Here is a 16846-nt window from a genome sequence, read left to right on the forward strand (position 1 = left end):
TTAAGGCGTCTTCAGGGGACGTGTTTGGAGGTATGGCTATGGGGAGGATAACATAACCCATTTTTTTACCTTCAGCCCTCCGCATAACGCGTCCAACTGACTGAACAACATCAATTTGAGATTTGCGAGGGTGTAGAAATAAAATTGCATCAAGTGCTGGGACGTCTACACCTTCGGATAGACATTTAGCATTTGATAGAATGCGACATGAGTCTTCAGTATCTTCCTTAAGCCAGCTTAGAAGCTTTTCACGTGATTTTGCGTTGTAGGTACCGTCTACGTGCTCTAATTCGCAACGTAAGCGGGGTTCTTCCTTGTCATCCATCGTGCCGATTTGACTATCAAGGTAGTCGTTGGCGACAGAGGCAAATTGCTTCTTACAAGCTTGGATGTTTTGATATCTTTACAAAAGGCAATCGCGCGTCGCATAGGGCCAGTATCTGTCATTAGGTCTTCAGATAAGCCAGTTTTGTTTAAAGCTTTATAACAGCCAATAACTTTGGTTGCATCGTCTAGATTCAGTTCACTACCTTCTTGCCATGACTTTTGGAGGCCTTCAGAAATAGTGCCTTCATCAACTGCGAGTACGATGACTTTGTAGTCTGTCAGAAGGTCATTTTCGACTGCCCATGAGAAACCGCGCGTGAAGAGCGTTTTGCCATAGAGGTTTTCGTCATCCATGTCACAAAGTTCAACGGATGCGTCGCTAGCTTTTTCTTTTACACCTTCACCATAAACGCGCGGTGTCGCTGTCATATATAGGCGCTTATGTCCACGAACATTGGATTGAGAGTGTACTTTAATAAAGTTAGATTCATCTTGATCTGGGAAAAGTGCACCAGTTGTTCTATGTGCCTCATCGCAAATGATGAGGTCAAAATCATCCATATCGTGAAGAGATTGAGCGCGTGTAATTACATCAATCGAATGGTAGGTTGCAAATACAACCGTCATGCAATCTTTGTTGGCGTATTCTCTCACGCCATGAGCGAGTTTTTCAGGATTTGTCGTCGAAGGATAGGCGAGGTCAAAAGCGCCTATATCTGCCCCGTCATCACTGCCTTGGCGCTTTCCAACTTGGCTATCTGAACAGACTGCAAAGGATTTTAGAGGAATGCCCGCATCATTTGTCCATTCGCGAACAGTTTGAGACATGAGAGATAGAGAAGGTACCATGAAGAGTACCTTCTTGCCTATTCCAGCAAGATCTTCAGCTATTTTCAGCCCCGTAAAGGTTTTACCCGTTCCACACGCCATAATCAGTTTGCCGCGATCAGCTTCTTCTAATCCAGCGCGCACAGCCTCAAGCGCTTGTTCTTGGTGAGGGCGGAGCGTTTTCTTGTCTAAAAGCTGTACACGTTGGTCACGCACAAAGCTTGACCAGTTGATGTTGCTTTCCTCTAGATCGGTAAGGCCTATTCTTAGTGTTTCAATTGCTTGTCCATTAAGAAGGGATTCTGCGTTTTGCCCCCAATTCCCACCTGTTGTATCAACGACAATTCGACGCCCGAAATGCGACGTACCGGATGCAGCGAAAAATGAATCTAGGTCTTTACGTTCAATGCGGCGGTCTTCACTATAAAATTTACACTGTATTGCACAAAATTTATCGCTTCCTGAAATTTTAGCGACAAGATCAATGCCAAGGTCTTTCTTGTTTAAACCTTGCGATTCAGCCCAATCAGAAAACGTCCACACGTCATCGTAAAGAGATTTTTGCATTGCATCATGCTTGAAATAGACAAGAACGAGCTGCTCAAACTGGGTGCCTTTTGAACGTTCATCTGGAGAAGCTTCACGATAAGCGTTCAAGATTTGACTAAAACTTTGCATTAGACGCGCCCCCACTTAGAATCGTTTTTTACTGCAATCCAATCAGTAGATGATCATGGGGCAGGCTGTAAATCTCAACATTTAGGAAAGCTGTAACAACGCCTCCATGAACTGAGGTTTATCGTCATTCTCTCAACTCAAAAGGGAGGGCGAGGCAGATTCGTTGGAGAAATTGCACAGGGACCGGCGAGGGGACTTTTTTGTGTAACGTCGCGAAATTACGGTTTAGGTCAATTTAAACTTAATAAGAGTAAAGCTTACGGTCGTTTAGTCCCTGAAGGACAGACTTTATCTATAATGGTATAGAATGCGCTCCTACAAAAAACACGACGACCTTTATCCCTAATACCAGCGGGTAATTGGCATTATTTACACCTTGATAGAATATTTGCCATGCCTTCTAAGCGTAGTTGGGACAGAGAGACAGTTACACCTTACAACTATAAAAATATTGCCTAAATGACTTAGGTTAGCTTTAGCCTCTTCACGCTTATCTAGCAAACAGATGTCTATCACTTTTTGTCTCGTCAGTATGCCTAAGTACATTCCTACGGGCTATGAACTGATCCCCCTTTAATCATTAAAGAATGCACTGTTGAGGTCAGTAATGTTCTTGGAGGAAAATGCTATCGACGTCCGCAATTAGTATGGAGATATGTTAAATAAATCGGGGTGAGCTTAGCATCTAGGCTATAGAAATAAACATTGTTTGCATGTCCAGCATTAAACTTTAGAAGACTGAGAAACGGTCGAAATTTGAACCATTGGGATAGCTGATTTAAAACTTAGGAGTTAGACAAATTGCTTTCTATGCGGTGATAAATTATAGTGAATTTGAAATTTTTTTCCGAAAAAGTGTCATCGAACCAACGTGTTAGGTGGGAATTGTTGGCATTATTGTTGGTGATCGAAGCCAATTATTTCCTAAGTCACTGATTTTATTTGAAAGAAAAATCTCAAAACTGGTCCGCCCTCGGCACCATCACGTTGTTTGAAATTATCCGTTATTATTTGAGCGGAAATTTTTTCAGAAAATTAACAGAGCTGTCTCAAAATAAGGGCAGCTATGTGCTGCCTCCACCCAATGCTAGATATAGCGCTATCCGAGCATCGATTAATTGACGCTTTACGGACAAAAGAGCTTGGTCCGATTGAAAACTACGCTGACGGAAAGTTAGAACATCTAAAAGTTCAAAATCTCCGGCTTTGTACTGTATTTCAGCAAGGCGGAGTGTTTCGCGAGACGCTTCAGAGGCTTTAAGTACGTATTCATAGCGTTCATCCAAGAGCTTGATTGTATCTAGTGCATTTTCCACATCTGCAAATGCATCTAAAACAACTTGTCCATATGAGCGGACAGCCTGGCGACTAGTTGCTTGTGCCGCTTCTATCCTCGCATTGGTTAGGCCACCATCAAATAATGTATCGGCTAGGCGTGCCCCAATTGATAATGCTAAATCTGCGGGATTGAGGATATCTCCTAAGTTATCGACGGAGGACGCCAAATCACTATTTATGCGGAGTGTAGGCCATTTACTTGAAACGGTACTAGATTCATTGGCGAATGCTGCTCGGACATTATATTCGGCGCTCAAAACATCTGGACGTCGACGGAGGAGGTCCGCTGGCTGCCCAGCAGCAATAGAGGTTGAAACTTTAGGGAAATTGTCAGAGATTTGAAGTGTTGCATCGGGGTAGCGACCTAACAATACTTCCAGTGCGCGAACAGCTGTACGTACATCTGCTTCTGCTACAGCAAGATTATCTTGGGCATTGGCAACATCTGACTGAGCTAACACTTGTTCTCTATGATTAGCATTTCCAAATTCAAAACGTACATTGACAATCCTCAGCGTTTCCAACTGTGCATCCAATGTGGCTTTTGATAAATCTCTTCTGTTTTTTGCTTCGACTAAATTGGTGTAAGCGCGGATAACGCTGGCTGTAAGAGATTGCTTTGCGCTGTTATATACCGACTTCACACCTTCAAGGTCGTATTCTGCACTCGTAATATTATCGCGAATTTGACCCCATAAATCTATTTCCCAACTTGCGTTTAAACCTGCAGAATACGTCTCTCCCAAATTAATATCATCCAACGCCGTACGACCGGTCGAGGAAAGGGTTGATGAAAGAGTTGGTAGTCTTGATGCGCCAGACTGTTTTAGCAAAGCTTGTGACCGGGCTATATTCTCTGCGCTGACTTTCAATGAGTGATTGTTTTCAAGTGCTTCTTGAATAAGCTCTTTTAGTTCTAAGTCATCAATAATTGACGCCCAGTTGTCTGCAATTTCCGCGTTAATTTGCGGTCCAAAAGCCCAGTTTGCGGGTGCGTTTAATAAATTTAATTCGCTCTGAATTTGCTGTGTCGAAATTGCTGTATTTGCGCTGGTAGCGCATCCAGAGATGGCCAGTATAGAGACGCTGAGAAGTGCTTTGGTTGAAAATTTAGTCATGCCGTAGAGCCTCAATAGGGTTTAGTTGTGCAGCGCGTCGGGCAGGAAAAAAGCCAAAGAACAATCCAATAAAAACAGATGCTCCGATAGCTATTATTGCAATAGGAACGGAGATATTCACTGGAAAGTCCCCCAATTTAGCAGCTAACTCTGCCGCACCCACACCAAGAGCAGAGCCGATTAATCCGCCGATTAGGCATAGCGCAATTGCTTCAATAAGGAACTGTCCAAGTATATCAACTTTTCGTGCGCCAATCGCCATTCTTAGTCCGATTTCTCTGGTGCGTTCGGTCACCGAGACGAGCATGATATTCATAACGCCAACACCGCCAACTATAAGAGACACAGCGGCGGTGAATGCGAGAAGGACTCCAAAAGTTGCTTGAGTGCTAGATCTTGCCCGTATAAAATCTGCAATATTAAATACTCTGAAATCATCTTCCGCCCCGGGACGGATATGTCTTAAGTCTCTTAATTTTTCTTCTATTAATTCTTGAACTTCTGTCATGTCGTAACCTTCTCTGACAGAAACTTCGATAGAGCTGACATCTTTAGCAACGGTGGGGTGAGAACCTAAAATTCTATTGCGTGCAGTTGTAATAGGGATGATGACGACATCGTCGCGGTCTCTACCAAAATTTGATGTTCCCTTGCTTTCCAAAACACCTATAATTTCGATTGGCACATTATTCACTCGTATTCGTTGGCCGATCGGGTTTGTTCCATTAAATAGGTTTTCTACAATAGTTTTTCCGATGACAGCATAAGCTGCACCAGCAGTCTGCTCGCGTTCATCGAAAAGGCGACCTTCAACAGCTTTAAGGGATTGTGAAACGAAGTAATCAGTATTTACACCTTCGAGGCTTGTAACCCAGTTCATTTCACCAGCGACAACAGTTACACTACCGTTATTGCGTGCAGACACCGCGAGTGCATAGGGTTCATTCTTAAGCTCTTCTATTTCGTTTTCACTAAGGGGAGTACGGCTGGCTGCACCTGAAGAGCGACCACCGCGCATTGAAGAGCCTGGTCTAATAGTTAAGTTATTTGCACCTAGTGAAGAGATTTGAGCATCAACTTGGTTTGCAGCGCCTTCACTAATAGCCATCATGGCCATTACAGATGCGACTCCTATCATGATACCAAACATTGTGAGGAAACTACGCAATGGGTTTGCAGCTAACGCTTCAAGAGCAGATTGTAGTGCGACGCCAAGTTTCATGCCTGCCTCCGTGTATCACGTTCGATTTCTCCGTCCCGAAAATCAATCTGTCGATCAGCATAGTCCGCGACGTCTTGTTCGTGCGTTACAAGAACGACAGTGATACCTTGCGTACGTAGTCCTACGAGCAATTGCATGATCTCAACTGAGGTTTTGGTATCAAGTGCGCCTGTAGGTTCATCGGCGAGAATAATCTTAGGCGACCCAGCCAATGCCCGTGCGATTGCAACACGTTGTTGCTGGCCACCGGAAAGTTGCATTGGTCTGTGATCTAAACGATCATCCAACCCAACCATTTCAAGACATTCTTTGGCGCGAGCATCAATATCTGCAACGGGGGTACGTGCATACCGAAGTGGTAATTTAACGTTTGTCAGGGCGGATGCGCGACCTAACAGATTAAATTGCTGGAATACAAAGCCTATCGTTTCATTACGTATATCGGCTAATTGGTCAGCTTTTAAAGCAGCTAACTCTCTACCGTTTATAAATAAACTACCTGATGTTGGGACATCGAGTGCACCGATTAAGTTCATTAAAGTGGATTTTCCAGAACCAGAAGGGCCCATAATCGCGGTCATTTCACCAGCACGGAATTCAACATCCACGCCCCTTAGTGCATGAACTTCTTGTGTGCCCATAACATAGGTTTTAGTCAGTTTCTTGCACTGGATGAGTGGTTCAATTTTGGTCATGAATTATTTTTCTGACGTGCGGACGGTTAATCTAGAGATAAATTCGTCCCCAATATCGGCCCCGCGTAGAACTTCTACATATTTGCCGTCAGATAACCCAATTAAGATTTTGGACTTTTGAAGACTGGTATTATCTGCAAGCTGATATAGCTCGACCATTTTCTGGTCAGACCGTGCGTTCTGGTTATCTTTAAAGCTTTTATATTCTTCATCACTGAGTTCAGATTTTAATATATTATCTATCTTTGCTTGCATTTGCTGGCGCATAGCATTGCGGTCATTGCCAGGCCCTGGTCCTCGATTTGATGCAGATTGTCTTGCCTGTTCAAACTCAGCACCAATTAATTGGGCTATTTTGTCCTTTCGTGAAGAGCTAATCTCCAAGCTATTGATCAATTGCGTTGCTGGGTTATTGCCTTCTTTTCTAGGCCGGGAGTCAGATGCATCAAGAACCTCAGGGCCATTTGTAGGTGGACGGAAACGGGTTGTCGTTTCTGCTAGGCGGAGAACATTTTCGCGTTTTTCCGCTGTAATCTCAACATTGGCAGTCATTCCAGGTAAAAGAATGTTCTTTGGATTCTTAGCGGCAATCACAACAGTATAAGTGACCACGTTTTGCAGCGTTTCAGACGCAAGCCTTACTTGTTCCACAACCCCTTCAAAAGTGCGGTCTGGATAGGCGTCGACCTTAAAGGTTACAGGGTCACCAGCATCAATTCCACCGATATCACCCTCAACGACGGCGGCATCTATTCGTATGTCACTTAGATCATTTGCTATTTGGAAAAGGACAGGTGCGGAAAAAGAGGCAGCAACCGTTTGTCCAACATCTACGCTTCTCTCGATAACAACACCATTTATTGGAGATCTGATTATACAGCGCTCAAGGTCCAGTTCTGCAGACTGTAAGCTTGCAAGACGTTGTGATAAAGCTGCACGTGAAGAGGTAAGCTGTGCCTTTGCGACGGCGAGGTCAGCCTTTGCCACATTTAGTTGGCGTTCAGTATCTTCGAGCGTCGAAAGTGCGATTGCATTTTCTTTATAAAGTTCTGTCTGTCGGTCGAAGTCTTTTTCATATTTTTGTAAATTTGCGACTGCCCGATCTATGGATGCTTGTTGCACTTGTAAATTTGCTCGTGCACTATCTACGTCAGCTTGTGCAGATGCGACACGGGATTCAAACGTTTGCGGATCTATCTTCGCAATGATTTGGTTCTCAGTTACTTCACTATTGAAATCTACAAGAAGTTCGATGATTAGCCCGGAAACCTGAGACCCAACTTCCACGGTAGTGAGGGCACGTACAGCACCGGAAGCGGCCACCAATCGTGCGACATCACCACTTTCAACCTTAGCAGTTTCAATTTGATATTTAGATTGGTCTATAGACGCGGTTCCACGTGAAAATAAGATCGACGCTGCAATGATGGCACTAATACCAACACCAATATACAGAACGCGTTTTTGCATCAAAAAACCTCAAGAATTTAGTTCGACTAATAAGATCAAACTGTAAATATTGTCGCCATGTAAGGTGCGATCTTGAGTTATACGGTCAGGACAAAGAAGATCCGTCGCTTTTAATGATTCTTTTCTAAGAAAATCAAAAATGCCGAACTGTGCTCTAAGTCGAAAATTAGATTACAGTCCGGCATATTAATAATATTAGAAACGAGCGCGTATGCTTCCAAATACGGCGCGTCGCTCTATTGGCGTGTAAATTCTAGAGGAGGCATCCGCGCTTATAGTGGCGCTTACATCTCCAACAGCTCTTTCATCCGTCAAATTTCGAGCGTCGATTACAAAATCAATACTGTCGGACACTCGTATGCTCGCTGTTAAGCCTAGGAGTACATATCCATCGAGTTGTTTGGTGTTTGTGTAGTCCGCATATGGACCTTCAGGGATCCATTCTAGACTTGGCGCAACATTGAATCTGTTTGACCCAACCTGTAGTTCCGCCCGATACACGTGCTCAGGTATGACTGGCAATGTATTATCGCCATATTGGCTATCATCTTCAAATTTAAAATCAGAATATTGATAGATTTGGCGTAATTTTAGCCATTCACTCAATTGCAAAGAGAGGCCTGCCTCTAAGCCTTGGTGAATGGTATCATTAGCATTGAAAGTTGAGGCCGGAGTATCTGGATCAATATTGAATTGGAGAATTTCATTATCAATTTCAGAGCGGTAGAGGGAAATGTCCCATTCTGCAATACCTAAACTACCTCTTGAGCCGGTTTCCAAAGTCCATGCGGTTTGCTCTTCAATAGGGACGAATGAAGCTATTTGAGCAAGTTCTATAAAACCTGGAAATTCAGCGGATTTACTGTAATTAGCATATAGCTGAATGGTATTGTCGACAGTGTATAAGACACCGAGTTTTGGTGAAAAGGCATCAAAATCAGCTTTTCCGGTAGCATCTACTGGGCCGCCCATAAAGCTGTTGAATTTAGTATGCTGTTCACGCTCTCCATTAGCGTATATCCCGCCACCGATAAGGGTTAGTTGATTTGTTGGTTTGAATCGGACTTCACCATAGATGTTGGCGGTATAAGCATTTTGATCTGCATCAAATGTAAGGTCTCCACTTGTGCCGTTATTGTTTACAAAGCGTTTGGATTCGATGTCACCAAAACGGGCTTCTCCTCCAAGTGATACTTCCCATTTTTTACCTATCCAGTTCCAACGCGTGAAGATGCCTTGGTCTATCGAGTCATAGTTAACTACTTGAAAAATTGGATGAAATAAGGATTTGTCATTGTAGAAAAGACCAACTTTTAGTTCACTTTCCCCAAGGTTAAAAAGTGTTTGGTTTTGAATGCGTACCGAATCTATATCGCGAGCTTGGTCATTGAAAAAATTACCAGTTTTAGGCTCGGTAAGTGCTATTTCCTCGGTCAGAGCGCCGGGAAGTTCTTGGTCTATCTGATTTATACTTGCATAGAAACGCGATGTGATATTGTTCGATATTGCGTATCCGATATTACCGTGGAACCGGACTGATTGTCTGCTGGCATGCTCACGGTCTCCGTCAGATGTGTCTGCGCTTAGTGCTCCCCATGCGTCTAGTTTGTCTCTGCTTGTGCCTCCTGATATGAGTCCTCGAGCGGTGTTAAAACTTCCTACATCAGCGCGCAGATAAACGCCTTGAGCAGTCTTTCCTGTCGGGGTGACACCATTGATCGCACCACCTAAAGTCCCCGATCCAAAACGCAAAGCATTCGAGCCACGGTAAACTTCTAAGTGATCAAAGAAAATGGGTTCTAGTTCTTGGAAATCACCATTGTCATCAGCAAGGTTTATAGGAGCACCGTCCTGAAGGAGGGTGAGACCACGCATGTGAAACCCTCGACTAATTCCTGATCCACGAATTGAAATTCGAACTTCTTGGCCATAACGCGGCTGAGTATAAACACCGGGTGAAAAAGCAAGTGTATCTCTAAGCGAAACGAGAAAACGGTTTGCATATTCTTCGTGGGATACAATATCTGCTCCACCAGGTGTTTTAGCGACCAGCGCTTCTGCAGCTTGAGTTGATGCTAGTGAAGTTACAATAATAGTATCTTCTACGCGTTTGTCCTCGTCGGCATAAGCTGCGGACATAGACGTTAGGGCGCAGGTAAGGGCGAACAAGCTCACGGTTGAGCCGTTTTTTAAATTCAACATGTTGTATAATATTCTCTCTAATGCACCGAAATAAATGCGGTGCAACCTGATTTTAAAATGAGTGAGGATCAGGAAAAGAGAGGGGGGCCGCGTGCCGGAAGTGGCGCTGAAACAACTTTGTGATTAGGAGGCCCACGAACAGGTGGGCGTATGTGTGTAATCTTTGAGTAGGAAACTATTTGATTGTATGCGAGTGGGCTAGCTGCAACAAAAAGAGGCGTCGCCATGGCAAATGGACAATTTGCAATGGCACTATCTTCATCAGATGGCACATGAAGCGGAACTTCTTCCAATTCGGAATGATCTAAGCTTGGTAGTTTCCCACTATCAGGATCCCAATAAACCATTCGACCAGAACAAAGCTGAATTGTAATATCGCCCGTTGCAGCATCGGGTGTCAGCATCCAACCTACCGGCACTACAGCGCGCAGCATTATAGCTATAAAAGCTATGCTTACAAAAATGCGCTGAAGTGCAGAGAAAGCCATCAATTAGTCTTCTCTTGCCGGGCGTATCAACACAGACTGGAAGCGTAATCGACCAAAAGCGCGTTCGTCGGAATTTTGGTTGAATGCACGATATTCGCCAACAGGACGTGCATTGATACCTGCTTCGCGAAGTATGGCTGCAGCTGCTTCAGCACGTTGATAGGCTAGAGCATTATTATCGAAACGCTGAACATCGCCTGACGTAGATGCATACCCTACAACTTCCACGGTTCCCACTTCCCACTTGTTTAGAGCCCAGACACAATCGCCAATCACTTTCAGCGCAGCTTCTGTTAACTCCGACTTTCCTTCGTTAAAAGCAATAAGTGGTAGTTCTGTTATGGGGGGATTTATTGTCACACCCCAGTCTGGAAAATTGGTTGCCATGGCGGTTTCCGAAGCGCGCCATGCAGAGATCGGAAAGTCCGAAGATGCTGCACCATAAAAAGTAGCGCTTTGTGTTGTTGCTTGGATGTCAGCTGCTTTAACTGGGAAAGATGCGGCGTTACGGATTTCGTTTTCTGTGCGTCTTTCTTCAGCTAGATTTTTAAAACTGTTGAGTTCTGCCCGTAAAGGCGCTGCCAATGACGATTCTGCTAATTTTAAGAATTTGAACTGCTGCACATCCTGATCTTCATTTACTAGAATTTGGTCTAGATCTATGGAAACTGCGCGGCCTAGGCGAGTAGAGAGGGTGTCCTCCAATTTCTTTTCTGCACTCTGGTCGCGGTTGCGCGTTAAAACGGTAGCCTCAACTGCTATCGGCCCAGACCTCGGGAAACCAATCGACATATCTGAAACACGTGCTTGGCCGGTCTGAAATGGCTCTGTAAGAGATTCTTTGACAGTGTGAGTGACGTTTGTTTCGTAGGCAATATCTCTTAGTGCAACGACAAGCGGAACGGAAAGGGCACCAAAAACAAGTAGGATAAGTCCTGTCTGCCAAACTGTCATTGTACGTCCGTGCTCACGGCCAAAACCATGCAATCGAGACAACAGGGTAACTGAAAGTGCTATTGCGAGTAGGTTGGTCATAAAGAGGAAGAATGCACCACCGGCTACTTGCGTTGCGCCAACGGCAATCCCATACCCAGCGACCGCAAGGGGGGGCATTAGGGCGGTTGCGATTGCAACACCAACTATTGTTTCTCCCTTTTTGTGAATGACTGCATAACCACCGGCTAGACCCGAAAAAATTGCGACAAGTAGGTCAAAAAAGTTCGGGCGAGTACGGGCAAGTATTTCAGGAGTTGCCTCGGTTAGCGGCGATAGTTTGACAATAATAATTGAAATTGTAAGCGCACTAAGAACACCGCAGGCCATGGAAAATACGGAACGCCTTAGAGCGATGAGGTCCAATGTGCTCAGGGAAAAACCCATTAGCATTATTGGTCCCATCAGGGGTGAGATGAGCATGGCACCGATTATGACTGCAGGTGATGAGAGAAGGAGGCCAAGTGTTGCAATTGCACACGACATAACGATCATAAACAGATATCGTCCTGATAGCTGACCACCATCACGTACACTTGCGACGACGTTCTCATGATTAATGCCGCGAGAGAGCAATTTCAGCGCTATATTAAAACTTCTGAACGGAGATTTGGAGCGTTTGGGAGATTCTGTTTGTGTTTGAGACATTGAGGTTTCCTGCGGCAAGGGCCGTACATTTCAAGCTTTATAGTCGTTGAAAACAATTCTAGGTGGCGTTGAAATGGCTAATAGTCGCGTGTCATACAAAAATAGAAACGATTTGTCAGCATGTTTCTATAGACTATGGCGTCGTCTCTAAGCTTTGCACTACAGCGGAAACTTGCTCGATGTATGTTGGGCCATCAGATGCGAATGGGCCAAGCAACGGAATCAGCGATGAGGCATTGGGTACACTGTCTTGCTTCCTAAGATTGGCACGTTCTTTACGCAAAGCGTCAAACTCTGGGTGGCTTGCATAAAGCGCAGCTAAGCCATAGGCGGCATCTAAAAGTGATTCATAGCCAGACTGTGTGTCTCTACCAAATACAGCATTTCGAGATACCGCGCTATCGGAATTACCCCAACCTGTCGCTAGAGCGGCTTGTGCAACGGCAATGTCAGCAGGAACAATATCTATTTGATCAAGCAATTTGTTGGGCAGTCCAAAATCCAGATTATATTTCTTAGCAATGGTGCTGACGCTACTTTCCTCAGAGAGAGTTAAACGTCCGCGTGCCTTTAAACGCGCCTCTAAGGTTTGAAGTTGAGCGCGGTCTAATTCTATTTCCGTATTCATACGGTTTAGAACATCTCTTAATGTATGAGTGAAGAGCGACTTCTTTTCAGCTGGTTGAAGGTTTGAAAACTCATCTGGAAAAGATGTTGGTATGGTTTCAGCATTCTCTAGTGCCTGCTGAAGCGAGGCAATGGTATTGGTCGCTGGAGATTGCAGTGTTGAAGTTGGCGCAAGGGAGAAAGAAAACCATGCCCCAACTGCTATTGAGGCCCCGACAGCACCTAAGCGTGCGAGAGTTTCCCCGCGATCCATTGGGGTGTCGTCCCCTTCGTTCAACTTGAGTGCACGTCCGACAACTGGTGCTGTCCATCCTTGAATGACCAATGATAGCAATACAATAACAGCGGCGGCAGAAAGGTAGAGGTTTCCATTGGGAACCCCTAAAGCAGCTGGCAACAACCCTAGAAAAACAGGTGTTGCACCACGTAACCCTGTCCATGCGACGAAGGTCATATCGCGTATGCGGTATTTGAACCAAGAAAGCGACAGAAGGGTTGCGAGAGGACGCGCAAGGAAGATCAAGGCGAGAGAAACTCCCAACGCTGGCAGAGCTACAGAGCTAAGATGTGAAGGCGTTATGAGAAGACCTAGCACAAGGAAGAGGCTTGTTTGTGAAAGCCAAGCGATACCGTCCAGAACGGCACCAGCCTGTTGCGCACGAATAGGAGCCCGCATTGCGATGGTAACACCGGCCAAGTAGATAGCCAGAAAACCGCTTCCGCCAAAGGTTTCGGACATTCCAAAAGACATGAAACCAAGCGCGGCCATGAGAATTGACATCAACCCACTAGGGAGGTGTAGTTTTGAAAGAAGCATTGGGGCAAAATAGCCAAACCCTGCACCGACAAGCGTTCCAATACCGACCTTGGTAATTAGACTAAAAACCCAATCGCTGGTGCTGAGAGGCTCCAATGCGATAGATTGTGATAAGCCTAAGACCAAGAAAATAGCGAGTGGATCATTAAACCCTGATTCAACTTCCAGAGCGGCGGCAACCTTCTTTGGAAGCTTAAGTCCCGTAGCAGCAAGGGCAAATACTGCGGCTGCATCTGTAGAACTTACTATAGCACCAACCAATAAAGAGGCGCGCCAATCTAACCCAAAAGCCCAATGTGCAAAGGGGGCCACTAGAAAAGCTGTTGTTAGTGTTCCAACTACGGCAAGTGAGATGCCGGGTTTGAGACCATCTTTAAATATGTTCGGTTTGGTGCGTAAGCCACCTTCAAACAAGATGGCCGCAAGTGCAGCTGACGTCCAGATTAGGACTGTTTGGTCAGCATCAATGGCTATTCCGCCCGGACCTTCACGTCCCGCCAACATGCCTGCAAGTAGGAAGACGAGAAGAAGGGGAGCATCAATTTTCTGTCCCGCTGCGCCGGCAAGTATTGCACCCGCACATAACGCAGAAACAGCAAGAATGACGATCCCTACATCCATAACCTATTCCCAATATTCGCAAATAAAATGATTCACGAATTGTTATCTTAAGGATCGATTTGGCGATAGCTAGGTGTAGATTTTTTAAAGTTAATGTTCCAAGCAATATGCGGATTAAATATGAGAGTATTGAATAGTTTGAGGGAGTGTTGATAGGCGATCCGGGAGAGAAAAAGCTCAGAAACGCGTTGGGAGGTATTGTTGGAGTGAATACTTTTCCGTGTTAGCTGACCTGAAATGAGAAACAGTAGACTGTTCTTATGTTATGCAGACCGAAATCCTTACTCTGACCTATAGCGCTATCAAGTAATCATGAAAGAAGCTGGATAAATTATGACGGTAATTTTTATTCTCGGCGGGGCGCGTTCAGGTAAAAGCAGACGTGCGCAAGCGCTGTGTGAAGCTCTTTCTCTAAAGCGCATTTATATCGCGACTGGGCAAGCTTTTGATGTCGAGATGGAAGACCGTATCAAGCGCCATCAACAGGACCGAGATGAGAGTTGGACCACCGTTGAGGCACCTTTAGATCTTGTGAAAGCAGTTGAAACACATGCAGAGCCTGACAATGTCGTCCTCATTGACTGTTTAACCTTGTGGCTTTCAAATTTGATGCATCGTGAACGAGATATCGTTCTAGAAACGGCGAACCTGATAGAAGCTTTATCGCTGGCGTCTGGCAATATTATTCTAGTTTCAAACGAAGTAGGGCTTGGATTGGTACCAGAGACTCCACTTGGGCGGGCGTTTAGAGATGAGCAGGGGCGATTGAATCAAAAAATTGCGGCTATGGCTGATAAAGTTGAATTCATTGCGGCAGGTTTGCCTCTCAGTCTTAAAGGTTAAGAGCCTGCTTTAGGTGCCTTTCTCCAGCCTCGTCAGCTGGCATACCAATTCTCAAATGTGTTTCTGACCATGAAAAGCGCCGTGTATAAATACCTAATTTAGCAAGTTGTTCCCAAAGAGAATGCGCGTTTTGCGTTTCTACGAAGCTAAACAAATCAGTACTTCCAGTGATAGTTAAACCTGCTTGCAGGAGTATGGCTCTAAGCCTTTGCGATGCGCCTTGCAGGTGTGTACGTGTTTGCGTTTTCCAAGCCGCGTCTTTGTAGACTTTGGCACCTATATCTAGGGCAAAGTCAGATATGCTCCACACGCCTAACCGTTGCGCCATTGCATTTAGAATAGGTGGGGGGGCGATAAGTGCGCCTAAGCGTAAGCCGGCAAGGCCGTAAAACTTACCTATAGATTTGAGAATGATTAAGTTATCAGCGCCAGCCTGAGAACAAAAACTCAAGTGAGGATATAGGTCGATATAAGCTTCATCAAGTATAAGCCACCCGTTCCGCTCACGCATCAATGTGTGGAGAGCGGTGAGGGTTTCATAGTTGAAAGTTTGACCATCTGGATTGTTGGGATTGCAGAGAACAACGCAATCAGCATTTTTGTTCTCAAGGAGTAGGTCGGGAGATTCAACTACGTCCAGACCTTCCATGCGCCACACCTTTAAATGATCGCCATAAGTGGGTGATAATACCGCGATTTTTTTAGGTTTTATAATTGTAGGAAGTAACCTGATGAGAACTTCGCTACCGGGTGCTGGCATTATTGTTTCTTTTGGACAGAGAAATGCCGTTGCCATCGCTTTGCGGCAATTATCGTAAGCTGTTGTTGTTGGAAGATGATTTAAGGCGCTGACTTGAATACTAGCTATAGGGTAAGGCCGTGGATTAATCCCTGTGGATAGGTCTAGCCATGGCTTTGGAGCTGAAGGGAATTGCTGAACCATATAATCTAGTGATCCGCCATGAACGAGATCTATGCTCAAAAAATTATCCTCGCGAAAGTTAGAAACATGAGGAGTGCGGCACCAACAAGCATTGCTTTCAAATACAATTTTAAAGCTTCCTGCAATGTGTGCGGGGTTGGATCTTTAGCTCCAAAGTTTAACCAAGGGTCATTGTGCGTTTCTGTCCCGTAAACACGTGGACCAGAAAGTCGAATATTTAGAGCGCCAGCCATGGAAGCTTCTGGCCATCCAGCATTTGGTGAGCGATGCTTGGGAGCATCTCTTATCATGGTTTTGAAACTGATTGGTTTAAGGCTCGCTATGACAAACAAGCATCCGGTAATTCTAGCAGGTATTAGATTTACGACATCATCAAGGCGCGCTGCGAATCCACCAAAAGCACTATAGGTGTCGGAGCGGTGGCCAATCATTGAATCTAAGGTGTTGATAGCCTTGTATGCGGCAATACCTGGTAGACCTAGAAGCACTCCCCAAAATATCGGCGCTATAATGCCGTCTGAAGCGTTCTCAGCCAAGCTTTCTATTGAGGCTCGGACTATTGCAGACTCATCCAAAGAATTAGGGTCGCGACCAACAATCATGCTTACGGCATTGCGGGCTTGATGAATATCATTTTGGAGTAAAGGCAATAAAACATTCAGTATGTGAATGTAGAGACTGCGGGATGCAATTAGGCTGGAGGCTATAACGGCTTGGGCTATTAAGCCCCAAATGTTGGGTGGCAAAGTATAGGTTATAGCAGAAGCGATACTTGTTGAAAGTGCGATCGTACTTATCGTTGTTAGCGCACCCAAAATATAGCGTGTTTGATGAGAAAATTTTGTTTTGTTCAACACTGTGTCAAACCATTGGATGATATAGCCAAGCCAGACTACCGGATGTTTTATTCTCTTAAACACACCGTCCGGCCATCCAAAGCATGCTTCAAAGAACCATGCGAGACAAATGAGCGATAAGCTATTCAATT

12 protein-coding genes and 1 pseudogene are annotated in these 16846 nt (G+C 44.9%); 1 reads left to right on the forward strand and 12 read right to left on the reverse strand.

Annotated elements, in window-relative coordinates:
• Positions 1 to 136: 136 nt before the first annotated feature.
• The 10 genes and pseudogenes from ACFQS8_RS02195 to ACFQS8_RS02240 all read right to left on the reverse strand — a co-directional run.
• A pseudogene (locus tag ACFQS8_RS02195) lies at positions 137 to 325 on the reverse strand (hypothetical protein); the annotation flags it as partial.
• Positions 286 to 1833 (reverse strand): restriction endonuclease, encoded by a 1548-nt coding sequence (locus ACFQS8_RS02200; RefSeq protein WP_382165283.1) that lies wholly within the window; start codon positions 1831 to 1833, stop codon positions 286 to 288. The pseudogene ACFQS8_RS02195 and the gene ACFQS8_RS02200, both read right to left, overlap by 40 nt.
• Positions 1834 to 2897: 1064 nt before the next feature.
• Complete coding sequence (locus tag ACFQS8_RS02205) at positions 2898 to 4289, reverse strand: TolC family protein (RefSeq protein WP_382165285.1); 1392 nt, start codon at positions 4287 to 4289, stop codon at positions 2898 to 2900.
• Positions 4282 to 5511 carry an ABC transporter permease gene (locus ACFQS8_RS02210; protein WP_382165287.1) on the reverse strand — a complete coding sequence of 410 codons (1230 nt, stop codon included), beginning with the start codon at positions 5509 to 5511 and terminating at the stop codon, positions 4282 to 4284. The genes ACFQS8_RS02205 and ACFQS8_RS02210 overlap by 8 nt, the downstream gene beginning before the upstream one ends.
• Positions 5508 to 6206, reverse strand: a complete 699-nt coding sequence (locus ACFQS8_RS02215) for an ABC transporter ATP-binding protein (protein ID WP_382165289.1) — start codon at positions 6204 to 6206, stop codon at positions 5508 to 5510. The genes ACFQS8_RS02210 and ACFQS8_RS02215 overlap by 4 nt, the downstream gene beginning before the upstream one ends.
• A gap of 3 nt (positions 6207 to 6209) precedes the next feature.
• Positions 6210 to 7676: an efflux RND transporter periplasmic adaptor subunit gene (locus ACFQS8_RS02220; RefSeq protein ID WP_382165291.1), complete on the reverse strand. Its 1467-nt coding sequence runs from the start codon at positions 7674 to 7676 to the stop codon at positions 6210 to 6212.
• Positions 7677 to 7871: 195 nt separating this feature from the next.
• Positions 7872 to 9878: a TonB-dependent receptor family protein gene (locus ACFQS8_RS02225; RefSeq protein WP_382165293.1), complete on the reverse strand. Its 2007-nt coding sequence runs from the start codon at positions 9876 to 9878 to the stop codon at positions 7872 to 7874.
• A 68-nt stretch (positions 9879 to 9946) separates the two neighbouring features.
• Complete coding sequence (locus ACFQS8_RS02230) at positions 9947 to 10366, reverse strand: hypothetical protein (protein ID WP_382165295.1); 420 nt, start codon at positions 10364 to 10366, stop codon at positions 9947 to 9949.
• A 3-nt stretch (positions 10367 to 10369) separates the two neighbouring features.
• Positions 10370 to 12007: a DUF389 domain-containing protein gene (locus ACFQS8_RS02235; protein ID WP_382165297.1), complete on the reverse strand. Its 1638-nt coding sequence runs from the start codon at positions 12005 to 12007 to the stop codon at positions 10370 to 10372.
• A 133-nt stretch (positions 12008 to 12140) separates the two neighbouring features.
• On the reverse strand, positions 12141 to 14072 hold the full coding sequence (locus ACFQS8_RS02240; protein ID WP_382165299.1) for a potassium/proton antiporter: 1932 nt from the start codon (positions 14070 to 14072) through the stop codon (positions 12141 to 12143).
• 333 nt (positions 14073 to 14405) lie between these two features.
• Between ACFQS8_RS02240 and cobU the strand changes: the two genes are divergently transcribed.
• Positions 14406 to 14915, forward strand: a complete 510-nt coding sequence (cobU, locus tag ACFQS8_RS02245) for a bifunctional adenosylcobinamide kinase/adenosylcobinamide-phosphate guanylyltransferase (RefSeq protein ID WP_382165301.1) — start codon at positions 14406 to 14408, stop codon at positions 14913 to 14915.
• Here the strand turns inward: cobU and cobD are convergent.
• Positions 14905 to 15897, reverse strand: coding sequence for a threonine-phosphate decarboxylase CobD (cobD, locus tag ACFQS8_RS02250; protein ID WP_382165303.1), 993 nt, complete (start codon positions 15895 to 15897; stop codon positions 14905 to 14907). The two genes, cobU and cobD, sit on opposite strands and share 11 nt — an antisense overlap.
• A complete protein-coding gene (cbiB, locus tag ACFQS8_RS02255; RefSeq protein ID WP_382165305.1) occupies positions 15894 to 16844 on the reverse strand; it encodes an adenosylcobinamide-phosphate synthase CbiB in 951 nt (316 codons plus the stop codon). The genes cobD and cbiB overlap by 4 nt, the downstream gene beginning before the upstream one ends.
• Between the last annotated feature and the right edge of the window lie 2 nt (positions 16845 to 16846).

Origin of the sequence: Hirschia litorea (genome assembly GCF_042665075.1) — a bacterium.
Taxonomy (GTDB): Bacteria; Pseudomonadota; Alphaproteobacteria; order Caulobacterales; family Hyphomonadaceae; genus Hirschia; species Hirschia litorea.